The following is a 13845-nucleotide window of genomic DNA, read 5'->3' as shown; positions in this document are numbered from 1 at the left end:
TTACTCTCCCCCTGTAGCTAGTGCCATAATAGACTCTTGCGATGCCTGATCTTTCTCTAAAATACCACCGATTTTCCCCTCATGAATGACGAGAACACGATCACTCATTCCTAAAACTTCTGGAAGCTCAGACGATACCATAATAACGGAATCTCCTTGCTCGGTAAGCTTATTCATAATAGAGTAAATTTCTTTTTTAGCCCCAACATCTACACCTCTCGTTGGTTCATCTAAAATGAGTAACTGCGGATGAATACCTAACCATTTTGCAATTACAATCTTTTGCTGATTTCCACCAGAAAGAGATTTTACAGCTTGCTCTCCGTTTGCTGCTTTCACATTAAGAAGCTTCATCATATCCTCTGTAAATTGCTGTTCTAAACCTTTATTAACAACGCTTCCCTTTGAAAGACTTTCTAAATTTGGTAAAGCTAAATTTTCACGAATCGAAAAATCTAACACAAGCCCTTCAGATTTTCTATCCTCTGTAATAAAGGCAATTCGTTGTCTAATCGCATCAATTGGACTATCAATTTTCACTTCTTGTCCATTCATAAAAATTTGTCCTGAATCAAGTGGTTCATATCCAAATATTGCTTTCATAATATCCGTGCGACCAGCTCCCATCAAGCCCGCAACACCAAGGATTTCACCTTTTCTAACTTGAAACGAAACATTTTCAAATTTCCCCTTTTTCGTTCCGTTACGCATTTCAAAAATCACTTCGCCAATTTGACTATTTCGTTCTGGATAACGTTCACCAATACTGCGGCCCACCATCATGCTAACTACTTCATCAAATGATGTCTCCGGAATTAATCTTTTCCCTACATATTCTCCATCACGCAAAATCGTAATAGCATCACATATTGAAAAAATTTCTTCCATCCGGTGTGAAATATAAACGAATGAAACGCCCTCTTTACGTAATTTATTAATAACAATAAACAGAGTTTCAATTTCGCGATCTGTTAATGCCGCTGTAGGTTCATCCATAATAATAACGCTCGCATTTGTCATTAATGCTTTAGCAATTTCAATAATTTGCTGTTGTCCAACTGATAATTCACCTGCTAGCATAGCACCTCTCACATGCAGACCAAGATCTGCCAATTGCTGCTGGGCAATCGCATTCATTTGACGCGTACGTAAAATGCCCGTTTTCCCATACATTAACTCTTTTCCAAGAAACATATTTTCAGCTACCGTTAAATTCGGTAATATGTTCAACTCTTGATGGATAAATGCAATACCGTACTCTTCCGCTTCTTTGGCATTTTTAAAAGCTCGTTCTTGTCCATCAATTGTGACTGCTCCACTGTCTTTTTTATATACACCTGTTAGAATCTTCATGAGCGTCGATTTCCCCGCTCCGTTTTCCCCCATCAATGCATGGACTTCTCCTGTTTCAATCATAAACTGTGCGTTTTTTAGAACAGGATTACCACTGAACGCTTTTGAAATGTTCTTCATTTCAATATGCATTCTCATCACATCCCTTTATTAAAAAATCACGCCTGCATGTAAAATAACATTCGCATAAGGCGTTGCTTCTCCTGTACGAATAATCGCCTTCGCTCTCTTTGTATACTCTTTAAATTCCTTATGAGACACATATTCAAATGCTGGCTCTATTAAACGCATCTCAACTTCTTTATTTACCACCGCATTATTCATAATGACTTCTTCTGCTAACATCACTTTTTCAATTGCCATATCATCAGCAACAACTTGTAATACGTCTAAAAAGCTAGGCTTTCCGATTTCAACTGCTAAATCAATTCGTTTTACTCCATCAGGAATAGGTAACCCGCAATCAGCAATTACAATCGTATCTGTATGTCCAAGTGAAGCAAGGACTGCCGCAATTTCACTATTTAATACACCGTGCTTTTTCATCCAACAATCACCTGCACTTCACGTACTCTATCTCTCGTTGGCATACCGCCCTGTGCCCCAAGTCTTGTTACAGAAAGACCACCAGCAATATTTGCGAAACGAATAGCCTGTTGAAGTGTTTCTCCTTCAGAAAGCGCAACTGCTAACGCGCCGTTAAATGTATCACCAGCTCCAGTCGTATCTACTACATCTACGGCAATACTTGGAACTTGAACAACTTCCGTTCCGTTATGAAAACGAACACCATTAGAACCTTCTGTCATCAGTAGTTTGTTTGGATATTTAGCCAGTAACTCTTCAATTGGTGATGTGAAATCATTTAATACGATGCGACATTCATGCTCATTCGGCGTAATATAAGTCGCTTTTTCTAAAATATCTTCTGATAAAAATTGTGCTGGAGCCGGATTCAACATAACTGGAATTTTGTGCTCCTCACAAATAGCCAGAACGTATTTTACTGTTTCAAGCGGAATCTCTAGTTGAAGAACAACCATATCTGCTTTTACAAGAAGGTCTTTTGAACGATCTACAATCGACTCATTTACAAGAGCATTTGCTCCTTGTACGACAACAATGCTGTTATCTTCTTCTGCTAAAACGATATGAGCGATTCCTGTCGTTCTATCTGTAACCGGTACCACATAGTCGATAAAAACGCGTTCGTTCTCTAAATTTTTTCTAACTACTGTTCCGTAATCATCATTTCCTACTGCACCAACCATCGCTACATTTGCTCCTAATCTAGCTGCAGCTACTGCTTGGTTGGCCCCTTTCCCTCCTGGGATCGTATGAAATGCTTCACCAATTACCGTTTCGCCTGCTTTCGGCCGTATTTTTGAAACAGCCACTAAGTCCATTGAAATACTACCTACTACTGCAATATTTGGCATCTGTCTCATCTCCTTACTTCGTTGTATTTCGTTCTATAATTTCAATCGGTAAACGATAGTGTTTCTCTTCTAATGGATTTCCTTCCATCTGCTCTAACAACAACTCTGTTGCAATTTTCCCCATCTCATAAATTGGCTGTGCAACAGTTGTAATAGATGGATACATCATTTCTGTTAAAGAAATTCCATCGAATCCGATAATTTGTAAATCGTTTGGAATAGAAATTCCTTTTTGAAGTGCAGCCTTTACGATACCAATTGCAATTAAATCATTCCCAGCAACAATTCCATCAATATGCGGATATTCTTCTAATAATTCCACCGCTACCCGTTCACTATTAGCTGGATCGAATGTACTCTCTGCAATCATATAAGAAAGATTATTTTGCGTAATAACGTCTACAAAACCTTCAAAACGTTCATTGGCTGTACTCACATCACGAGGTCCACGAATATGTGCAATATGTTTACACCCTTTGTCTATTAATAACTTTGTCGCCGCCTGACTCCCTGCATAGTTATCTGCATATACAGTAGGAATGCGCTCATTAAACATACGGTCAATCGCAACAACTGGAATAGACAAATTCATGTAATTAACACTATTTTGTGGATTCGTTGCCACAATAAACCCATCCACATTATTTTGTCTAAGCACATCAATGTATTGTTTCTCTTTTTCTAAATTTTCATCAGAGTTACAAAGGACAACTGTGTAACCTTGCTTATGTGCTACATCTTCTACGGCACGTGCAACTTCTGGAAAGAATGGATTCACGATATTTGGAACAACTAAGCCAATTAAACGAGATTTTTTATTGTATAAAGATCGTGCTACTGTACTAGGCTTATAATCTAGCATTTCAATTGCTCGCTCTACTTTTTTTAATGTATCCTCATGAACATATCCATTTTTATTTAACACTCTGGAAACGGTCGCAACAGATACCCCTGCTAATTTTGCAACGTCTTTAATCGTACTCATTCTCTTTTCTCCTCATTTCATGTAACCGTTTACAGAAAATAATATAACGCATTTATAAAAATACGTCAATCATTTCTCACTAAAAAGCTTTTAAGGTTATACTCAAAAAAAGCACCGCCATAAGGCGATGCTTTTTCATTATGAATATGATACAGTTTGTTCTTTCTCTTCTACAGCAGGCTCTTCTGCAGCTTTTTTACGATCAGATAGTTTAATCTTCTGTAAGAAAATCGTAAAGATTGCACCTACTACGATAAATACTAATCCTGTTAAAAATACAGTATGAAGCGAATCTACCAAAGAACTTTTCAAAACCGGTACGATACTGTTAGAAAATGCTTCTGGCATTTGTTTTAATGCCTCTGGACTAAAGAGCATAGAATATAAACTCTGTGGATCTGTATGAATCATATCTTTCAATTTTGTTACCATTTGTCCCGCTTCTTTTGGGAATGTATCTAATACAGGTACTAATTTATTTGTTAACGTTGTACCTGAAGTGTTATTCATAATTGATCCTAAAATTGTAATCCCAAACGTTCCACCGATTTGACGGAAGAATTGACTTGATGATGTTACAACACCAAGATCTTTTTTCGGGAAGCTTTCTTGTAATGCTAATGTTAATATCGGCATAACAAGACCCATTCCTAAACCGATAATCATCATATAAGAAGTAGCGGTAAGCTTAGTTGTGTGCATATCCATCGTTGTTAATAACCAGAAACCACTAGCCATAATAAGCATCCCTGTAATAATTTGTGGTTTCACACCAACTTTTAATACAAGTTGACCACCGATAATACTCATAACGATCATTGTGATCATCATCGGTGTCATAATCGTTCCTGATTCAGCAGCACTTACGCCTACAATTCCTTGCATAAAGAACGGTACGAACATAATTGCTCCAAACATTCCGATACTCATAAAGAAACCGATCGCATTCAGTAGTGTAAATGTGCGGTTTTTAAAGAAGTGCATCGGTAAAATTGGTTCTTCAGCCTTCGTTTCAACAATAACAAAGCTAACAATACCAATGGCAGCTAGTGCAAATAACCCGATAATTTGCCAAGAACCCCATGCATAATCTTTTCCACCAAACGTTAACGCAAGTAATAAACTTACAACACCGAGAATCATCGTGAAGATTCCAGCGATATCAATTTTAATTGGTCCTGTTTGTTTATGTGCTTTTAATCCCATTGCAATAAAGATTGTCGCTAAAATACCAACTGGTAAGTTAATATAGAATACCCATCTCCAGTCCACTGCGTCTACAATCCAACCACCAACTTGTGGTCCAATTACAGAGGCAAGACCATATAGAGCTCCAAAAATACCTTGCCATTTAGCACGTTCTTTTCCCGTGAACATATCTCCGATAATAATCATAGCCATTGGCATCATAATACCGCCACCAAGACCTTGAATACCACGGAAAATAATTAATTCTGTCATACCGTTTGCCATACCACATAACGCTGAACCAGCCATAAAGATAATTAATCCTGCTATATATACGTTACGACGCCCAAGTAAATCCGCTAATTTACCTGCAATCGGTACAACCGTTGTTGATGTTAACATGTAAGCTGTTGTTAACCATGTCATTAAACTTAATCCGCCTAGCTCACCGACGATACGCGGCATTGCTGTACCAACGATTGTTCCGTCCAATGCAGCAAATAGCATCGCGATTACTAAACCGATTAACAACAACTTTCTATTCTGATTTTCTTGTTGCTCCATGTAATCTCCTCAATTCCTCTTAGTTTTTCTCTTTTTTCTCTTGTGTCCCGCAAATAATTGTTTCTAGCTTTTCAAAGAGGCGTAACAAATCTTCCCTCTCTTGTAATTCTAAGTGTGAGAAGTATTTTGCGATATGCTCATTACGAGCCGCCATCGCTTCTTCTACTGTAGCTTTCCCCTTTTTAGTTAGCTCAATGATAACAACGCGGCGATCATTATCGTCGTGATAGCGCTCTACTAACCCATGATCAATTAAACGATCAATCATTACTGTAATCGCACTCGGTTTCACGTACATTTTCTCCGCCAATTGTGTCGCTCTTGAAGCTCCGTAATGATCTAAAATCTTTAAAATATAAAACTGCGGTGGTGTAAGTCCTGATGCTTGCATTTGTTCTAATAGCTCTGTTTGCATTTTCTTTCCTATAGCGAATGTAAGAGCTTGAATCTTATCAATATGAGTCATATCATTTGGCATGTTATCCACCTCTTATTTAAGCAATAAAATATTTAACGTATTTAAATATTAATCCCACAAACAAAATACGTCAACAACTTTCTTTATAAAAACGTTTACATTCCTGTCACAAAGTTGTATAATTTTCGTCGAAGTTAATATTGACAGTCACGGAGAATCGGAGTATACGGCTATGAATCATAAAAAAGGGAACTTTTTTATATTTCATAGCCTTTTTGTATTCTCTCTGTCTTAAAACGCTTCTAATTAATTAGAGGAGGATTTTCATTTTATGTTTTTCACACAATTATTTAAACCTGCGCCCCACGCAGAACGCTTACCAGCTGATCGCACTGATAGCGAATACCGCAAATTGCGTTTACAAGTATTCTTAGGCATCTTCATCGGTTATGCGGGTTACTACTTTGTTCGAAAAAACTTTTCACTCGCAATGCCATACTTAATCGAACAAGGCTTTAGTAAAGGGGAACTTGGGGTTATCCTTTCAGCAGTATCTATCGCTTACGGATTAAGTAAATTTCTTATGGGTATCGTATCCGATCGTTGTAATCCTCGCTACTTTTTAGCAGCTGGGCTATTTTTATCCGGTATCATTAATATTATTTTCGGCTCATTTTCTTTCATTACAACGAGCATTATACTTATGTTTGTACTTCAGTTTTTAAATGGATGGGTACAAGGTATGGGATGGCCTCCTTGTGGCCGTACGATGGTTCATTGGTTCTCCGTTAGTGAACGTGGTACAAAAATGTCTATTTGGAACGTCGCTCATAATGTCGGCGGCGCGCTTATGCCTTCTCTCGTTACATTAGGCTTATATTTCTTTGCAAATGACTGGAAAAGTATATTTTACTTCCCAGGTATTCTTTCAATTTTAGTGGGTATTTATGTATTAATTACGATGAGAGATACACCTCAATCTTGCGGATTACCTTCTATTGAAGAACATACTGGGGAATATCCATCAGATGAAAAAGTAGCGGACCGTGAACGCGAGCTTTCGGTAAAGGAAATTTTATTTACATACATATTAAACAATAAATTTTTATGGTATATCGCTATCGCTAACGTTTTTGTTTATTTCGTTCGTTACGGCGTTGTAGACTGGGCTCCTACTTATTTAGTAGAAGAAAAAAGCTTTACTCATAGTAGCTCACGTACAGCTTATGCTCTATACGAATGGGCTGGTATTCCAGGTACACTTCTTTGCGGATGGATGAGTGATAAACTATTTAAGGGGCGCCGCGCACCTGCTGGTATTTTATTTATGGTCGGTGTATTCATTGCCGTTCTCGTTTACTGGCTAAATCCCGCTGGTCACCCAATCATTGATAGTATCGCACTTGTTTCCATTGGATTTTTAATTTACGGACCTGTTATGTTAATTGGTCTTCACGCGCTAGACTTAGCACCAAAAAAAGCTGCTGGAACTGCTGCTGGGTTAACTGGGTTCTTCGGTTACCTAGGCGGAGCTACTTTTGCTAGCGCAGCTATGGGCTTTATTGTAGATGGATTCGGATGGGATGGCGGATTCATTTTGCTCCTTGCTTCTTGTGTGCTTGCAATGTTCTTCCTTGCTCTTACTTTAAATACAGGATCTGCAAAATCAAAAGCAGTTTAAACAAAATATAATGTGCAGAAAAATAAACATAAAAATAGCTCTCAGCATTTACTTACATGCTGAGAGCTATTTTTTATTTATCGTTCTTCTCTTGCTATTTATATTAATCAATTCCCTTCTATTTTCTATTCATACGATTAAAACATTTGCTGAAACATCTTTATTAAAACAGCTAACATAACAGATCCAGCAAATCCACCTAAACAAATTAAACTTACTCCTTGGCTATAAGACAAATTTTGAAATGATTTCATACCTTCCATCCTCCCTATATCCCCTTTGATATTCTTATTTTATCAATGGAAAAAATTTCATAACATCGATTTCACTGACAACTAACTTACAAATTTGTAAGTTAACAATTCCCCTCTAAACTTATATCTAGTATGGCCATAATCTCCCCCTCTATACATCAAAAAAGACCTCGAATTATATCAAGGTCTCGCTTACACTACAGACTATCTCACTCAATTTATTTTATCCCGCATTAACGGGCAGTAAGACCCACACCTCAAAATTCAGCGAAAGCAAAGAAGTTAGGTGGGGGATCAACTGCCCGTAAATGCCCGATTGGTGAAGGCTAATAATCAGTGGGGGATGAACAAAACCCCCACTGATTAAAGTTTCACTTTATAATCATCACCGGGCATTTCACACGCTTTGCTATTTTATGACTTACACTACCAAGCACCATCTCTTGCAGTGTATTTAGCCCTCTACTCCCAGCAATAACAAGATCTATATCTCCTGTATTTACATATTGAACAATCGTATCTCCTGGATCGCCATGTAGAATCGTAATTTTGTAGGAAATGTTCTCTTTCTTTAATAAACCCTCAATCTCTTTTAATTTATCTTTTCGACTAGCTGATATTGTTTCTAAATCCGTTTGTCCTTGTATAATATCTGATTTTGCCGTTCTATTATCTACTACGTACACAACTTCAACATGTGTTTCTTCGTTAAATTTCGCAATATATGTTGCATGCTCGGCTGCTCGAAGTGCATGTTCAGAACCATCACATGCTAATAAAATTTGTTTGTACATATGCTGAATCCCCTTTTCGTTATCCTACTCGTATTATATAATAAAGCCCCCTAAAAAGGAGGCTTCTAACTAGCAATTCTCTTATTATAAGTAGCTAGATTTGAAACAATCTTCGAGCTACGTTCATTTAACCCTGTGATCCTTACTTTCACACCATTCTGTTCATACTTCATGATAACTTTATCAATTGCCGCTACTGCTGAATCATCCCATACGTGTGCGTTAGTAAAATTCATCTCAATTTCTTTCACATCTTCATTATATGAAAAAGCATTTATAAAATCTGCCGTAGATGCGAAGAATAGTTGGCCGTGAATTTCGTATATTTTCTTATTTTCAATATACAAATGTTTCACGTGAATCTTTGCCATATTGAATGCAAATAAAACTGCACTAATTATCGTTCCGATAATTACACCTAATCCCAAATTATGTGTAATTAGGACAATCACAACTGTTACGATCATAACAAATGCGTTTCCTTTTGGTACTTTATGAATCGTTGCTACAGAGTTCCAATCAAACGTCCCAATCGAAACCATAATCATAACAGCAACTAAAGCAGCCATCGGAATATGAACAACGTAATCACCTAAAATAAATAGCAATACGATTAAAAATCCACCGGCTACAAACGTCGATAATCTCCCGCGACCACCTGATTTAATGTTAATAACAGATTGTCCAATCATTGCACATCCTGCCATTCCTCCGAAGAAACCAGCGACAATGTTTGCAATACCTTGCCCACGTGCTTCCTTATGTTTATTACTTTCCGTATGTGTCATATCGTCTAAAACCGAAGCTGTTAATAATGACTCTAGTAAGCCGATAATTGCAAGCATAACTGAGTACGGTAAAATAATACCTAATGTCTCAAGTGTAAACGGCACATCAGGAATACTAAAGAACGGTAATTCTTTCGGTAAGCTTCCCATATCCCCTACTGTTTTCAACTGTAATCCGCTCATAAGTGCAATACTTGTCACAATAATAATTGAAATCAGTGTAGACGGTACAGCCTTCGTAATACGTGGAAATACATATATAATTGCAAGTCCTAATGCGACAAGTGCATACATTTGCCAAGTTGCATTTTTAAAATGTGGCAATTGTGCTGTAAAAACTAAAATTCCAAGTGAATTTAAAAACCCACTCATAACGGATTTAGGAACAAACTTCATAAATGAACTCAGTTTGAACAAGCCAAAAATAATTTGAACAATACCTGTTACTATTGTCACAGCAAATAAATATTGCAAACCATGATCTTTAACGAGTGTCACCATTAATAATGCCATCGCACCCGTTGCCGCCGAGATCATCCCAGGTCTTCCGCCAACAAATGAGATTGTAACCGCAATACAAAAGGCCGCGTACAATCCAACCGTCGGATCTACACCTGCAATAACAGAAAAAGCTATCGCTTCAGGAATTAATGCTAAAGCAACAACAATCCCCGATAGCACGTCCCCTCTCACATTAGAAAACCATTCATTTTTTATCTTTTGAAACAAGCTACCACCCTCTACTCTTTTATCATTTGATTCTCTCCGTAAGAAAATCTAGGCCGACTGCACGAAGGCTATTATATAACGAGCAAAGGATGTTGTGCTATGTAAAAGTTTCCTAAAGAAAAGACGCTACCTTAACAGCGTCTTTTCTCATTTCATTAATGTCCACCGTGACCTTGACCACTTTCCTGAACAATCTCTAACCTCTCATCTAATATCCCTTGTGTTTCAAATGAAATATCACTAGTACTTCCTAATAGGAAACCATGGTTATACGGTCCAAGTGTTGGATCATCTTTAAACTTCGGCTGAATAGTAGCAAGGAAGTCATAAACTGGTTGTGAAGCTCTTCCTTCCTCAAGCAAAACAACAGGGGCATGTTTACCCATATGTGAAAACGGTGCTCCCGCAATTGCTAATTCTGGTGTTTTACTCGAAACAAACGACAAACCGTGACCAGGTTTTGTGAACCCCCAGCCAAATTTCGTTTTTTTATCTTTAAATTTCGCAAATGCAACCGAATTTTCTGTTGGAGTCTCCCCACTAATACGTGTTACTTTACCGTATTTACTTAACTCTTTTTCTACTTCTTTTGAAATGATTTTTTCTGGTCCTAACACATATATATTTGCTTTATCTTTTCTCATTTTTAATGCCTCTATCGTCGCTTCTGGCACCTTATCTTTTTCTGTATATAAAAGTGGCTCTGGCATATGAGAAATCCAATTTACAGCTGGTGTTGTATATAAACGTCCTTCTTCTTCAGACGAACCGATAATAACGCTATTTGGATAATTCCCTGTTATATCGGCATATTCTTTATCAACATCTTTAGCAAATTTAGCTGAATCCGTTTCTTTTATTTGCTTTACTTTATATTCTTTTAATTGCTCAAGCGTAGATGCCTCTACATCCCCCATCACCATAATTTGCGTTCCATCTTTCGTTCCGAGCGGATTTAATCGTTTTATTTCTTTTAACGTCATTTCGGGTACCACTTCTTTTTCTATAAATAAAATCGGTCCGTTATTCGGATGATGAATAAGATCCGCACTTGCAATACCTAATTGCCACTCGTTCACTGGCACTAAAATAACAGCACCTGGCTGATTCTCTTTATGCGTTGCTGGCCATATTGTTTGCGAAGTTAACACTGCCATTTGCAGAGGATCATTTGTATTTAATCTCGTTACATTTTTTAAACTTGTCGTTAATAAATCATCTGATGCCCCGGCATTCATTTCTTTCGGCGCAGTTACCTCCTGATTCATTTTCATTTCCTTTTGCTCTGTTTTCTTCTCTTTTGTAGATTCATGATTTTTATGATCTGTGTTCGTTTGCCCACACGCCGCAAGACCAGCTGCCGCAATTATTGTTATCCCAAAAATTCGGGCCATCTTTTTCACTATATCGCCTCCGTATTAATCGTTTTCGAGCCAATATTATTACCTAAAATGGAATTTCAACTTTACAATAACAAGCAATTCTGAAGAAATTATGCAGATGCATTATAATCTGCACCATTTCTTCATGATTTCGACTTACAATTTAAGTAATAACTACAAATGCGGAGGTACTCTATGATCGATATACTACTTGTAGATGATGAACCGAGAATGCTTGAATTATTATCACTTTATCTTACTCCAATCGGATACAACTGCGTATGTGCAGTGTCCGGAGAAGAAGCTATTTCACATATAGAAAATCGAAACTTCAAATTTGTTTTACTCGATATTATGATGCCAAAGATGGACGGGTGGGAAACGTGCAAAAGAATTCGATCATTTAGTAACGTTCCAATCATTATGGTAACTGCTCGTGATCAAACGGTAGATGTCATCCAAGGGTTAAAACTTGGAGCGGATGATTACGTGACGAAACCTTTCCATGAAGAGGAGCTTTTCGCAAGAATTGAAGCTGTTTTAAGGCGAACGAATCAACGTACGCAAATCCAATATCACGGCATTTTATGGGATGAGGCAAAACATTTCGTTTCCGTCTATAATGAAGAACTTCTTCTCACTCCAATCGAATTCTCTTTATTCGGATTATTTTTACGTCATGTGAACTACGTATTAAGCCGTGATCAGCTCATTGAACGAATTTGGGGATTAAATACAAATACAGAAGATAGAACAGTCGATTCACATATTCGTAATTTGCGTGATAAATTACGAAAAGTAAATTTCCCTATTGATCACCATTTAAAAACAGTTTACGGAGTCGGATATCGATGGGTTGATACTCTAGATTAAGGAGCAAAGCAATGAAGCGAATTTCTATTCAGCTCGGATTTTATTTTTTAATTGTTACACTTTTAATCGAAAGTGTTCTATTTGTCTTGCTTTATTATAGCCTTGTCAACAATAGAGTAAATGAAGAAATGACAGCTTTATTAAAGCGTGGAAATAGTCACCGAGATGTCCTTGAAAAGTATTTTGATAAGCAAACAATCTCCCATGTTGCACTAATGGAATCCGAAGCCGAAACCACTGTTGTTATTACAAATGCAAATAAGGATGTACTAGCTAAATCCAACGAAATAAATACTACTATAAAAAAACATATTGAAGGAATGCAAACACGGACAGATCATGACGGAGCAATTATAGAGAATCATTGGAAAACATCTAATTATATATGTACAGTTAGCCCCATTATAGTGGCAGGAAAAACGGAAGGTTATGTATATATGTTTCTCGGAACGGAATCAATCGAGGAAATGGTTAACGGGCTAACAAGACAATTCATTATTGCTGGAGTCATTACTTTTCTATTAACAGCCATCACCATCTTTCTATTATCACGGTTGTTAACAAAACCATTGTTACACATGAAACATGCCACTGAAAAAATGAGTAAAGGCGATTTATCCGTTTCATTAACGACTACTCGAAATGACGAAATTGGTGAACTAGCATCGTCTATTCAAACGCTTGCTAATGATTTACATTATATGAAAACAGAGCGAAGTGAATTTCTAGCAAGTGTTGCTCATGAATTAAGAACACCTCTAACATATGTAAGAGGTTATGCTGACATTGCATTAAAAGAAAGCACACCTCCTGAGCAACGTTTACGATACTTATCCATTATAAAAGACGAATCTGATTATATTACAAACTTAGTTCAAGATTTATTTTCACTCGCTCAAATGGAAAAGCATAATTTTTTCATTCAAGTAAAGGAAGTTCATCTACACTCCTTCCTTACTCGCATCACTGAAAAAATAAATGTGATGTACGGAGAAAAACAAATTAAGGTTATTTTCACATGTCCTTCCTCACTCTTAGTAAAGCTAGATGAGCAGCGCTTTGAACAAGTTATGGCTAACATTTTAAATAACGCGTATAGGCATTCAAAGGAACATTCTTATATAAACATTTTTGTTACAGAAGAACATAAACGTATTTCCATCAAAATTGAGGACGAAGGCGAAGGTATTCCCCCTGAAGACCTCCCTCACATTTTCGACCGCTTTTATCGTGTTGATAAAGCAAGAACACGAGCTACAGGTGGAACCGGTTTAGGACTTTCTATCGTGAAGGAAATCGTAGAACTACACGGCGGGAATATTACTGCCACAAGTGAAGTTGATCACGGATCTTGCTTTACAATTTCATTGCCGTCTATATAGAAACACGACTATCAT

13 protein-coding genes are annotated in these 13845 nt (G+C 37.2%); 3 read left to right on the top strand and 10 right to left on the bottom strand.

Annotated elements, in window-relative coordinates; genetic code table 11:
* From rbsA to NSQ47_RS23935, 6 genes are all read right to left on the bottom strand, one after another.
* Window positions 1-1485 carry a ribose ABC transporter ATP-binding protein RbsA gene (gene rbsA / locus NSQ47_RS23960; protein WP_002159287.1) on the bottom strand — a complete coding sequence of 495 codons (1485 nt, stop codon included), beginning with the start codon at window positions 1483-1485 and terminating at the stop codon, window positions 1-3.
* Window positions 1486-1503: 18 nt separating this feature from the next.
* A complete protein-coding gene (gene rbsD / locus NSQ47_RS23955) occupies window positions 1504-1899 on the bottom strand; it encodes a D-ribose pyranase (protein WP_341038115.1) in 396 nt (131 codons plus the stop codon).
* Window positions 1896-2792 (bottom strand): ribokinase, encoded by an 897-nt coding sequence (gene rbsK / locus NSQ47_RS23950; RefSeq protein WP_002159289.1) that lies wholly within the window; start codon window positions 2790-2792, stop codon window positions 1896-1898. The genes rbsD and rbsK overlap by 4 nt, the downstream gene beginning before the upstream one ends.
* Window positions 2793-2805: 13 nt before the next feature.
* Entirely contained in the window at window positions 2806-3777 is a 972-nt protein-coding gene (rbsR, locus tag NSQ47_RS23945; RefSeq protein ID WP_061673981.1) for a ribose operon transcriptional repressor RbsR, read from the bottom strand.
* Window positions 3778-3915: 138 nt separating this feature from the next.
* Window positions 3916-5529 (bottom strand): MDR family MFS transporter, encoded by a 1614-nt coding sequence (locus NSQ47_RS23940; RefSeq protein ID WP_002114116.1) that lies wholly within the window; start codon window positions 5527-5529, stop codon window positions 3916-3918.
* A gap of 19 nt (window positions 5530-5548) precedes the next feature.
* Window positions 5549-6007: a MarR family winged helix-turn-helix transcriptional regulator gene (locus NSQ47_RS23935; protein ID WP_002114114.1), complete on the bottom strand. Its 459-nt coding sequence runs from the start codon at window positions 6005-6007 to the stop codon at window positions 5549-5551.
* A 271-nt stretch (window positions 6008-6278) separates the two neighbouring features.
* Here NSQ47_RS23935 and glpT point away from each other — a divergent pair, with 271 nt between their 5' ends.
* Window positions 6279-7628, top strand: coding sequence for a glycerol-3-phosphate transporter (gene glpT, locus NSQ47_RS23930; protein WP_002114112.1), 1350 nt, complete (start codon window positions 6279-6281; stop codon window positions 7626-7628).
* 137 nt (window positions 7629-7765) lie between these two features.
* Here the strand turns inward: glpT and NSQ47_RS23925 are convergent, their stop codons facing one another.
* From NSQ47_RS23925 to NSQ47_RS23910, 4 genes are all read right to left on the bottom strand, one after another.
* Window positions 7766-7882, bottom strand: coding sequence for a DUF4027 family protein (locus NSQ47_RS23925; protein ID WP_002125236.1), 117 nt, complete (start codon window positions 7880-7882; stop codon window positions 7766-7768).
* A gap of 371 nt (window positions 7883-8253) precedes the next feature.
* Window positions 8254-8676, bottom strand: coding sequence for a universal stress protein (locus NSQ47_RS23920; RefSeq protein WP_002159291.1), 423 nt, complete (start codon window positions 8674-8676; stop codon window positions 8254-8256).
* Between the two features lie 65 nt (window positions 8677-8741).
* Window positions 8742-10193 carry a SulP family inorganic anion transporter gene (locus NSQ47_RS23915; protein ID WP_088077488.1) on the bottom strand — a complete coding sequence of 484 codons (1452 nt, stop codon included), beginning with the start codon at window positions 10191-10193 and terminating at the stop codon, window positions 8742-8744.
* A 155-nt stretch (window positions 10194-10348) separates the two neighbouring features.
* Complete coding sequence (locus NSQ47_RS23910) at window positions 10349-11596, bottom strand: cell wall-binding repeat-containing protein (protein WP_341038113.1); 1248 nt, start codon at window positions 11594-11596, stop codon at window positions 10349-10351.
* Between the two features lie 174 nt (window positions 11597-11770).
* On the opposite strand from NSQ47_RS23910, the gene NSQ47_RS23905 reads away from it, so the two are divergent.
* The gene (locus tag NSQ47_RS23905) at window positions 11771-12448 is read left to right on the top strand and encodes a response regulator transcription factor (RefSeq protein ID WP_078173830.1); all 678 of its coding nucleotides are present in this window, start codon (window positions 11771-11773) and stop codon (window positions 12446-12448) included.
* 11 nt (window positions 12449-12459) lie between these two features.
* The gene (locus NSQ47_RS23900; protein WP_341038112.1) at window positions 12460-13830 is read left to right on the top strand and encodes a sensor histidine kinase; all 1371 of its coding nucleotides are present in this window, start codon (window positions 12460-12462) and stop codon (window positions 13828-13830) included.
* Window positions 13831-13845 lie beyond the last annotated feature (15 nt).

It is taken from the genome of Bacillus sp. FSL R10-2780 (assembly GCF_038006125.1).
GTDB classification, from domain to species: Bacteria; Bacillota; Bacilli; order Bacillales; family Bacillaceae_G; genus Bacillus_A; species Bacillus_A cereus_U.
This window is presented reverse-complemented; position numbering and strand designations above follow the sequence as displayed.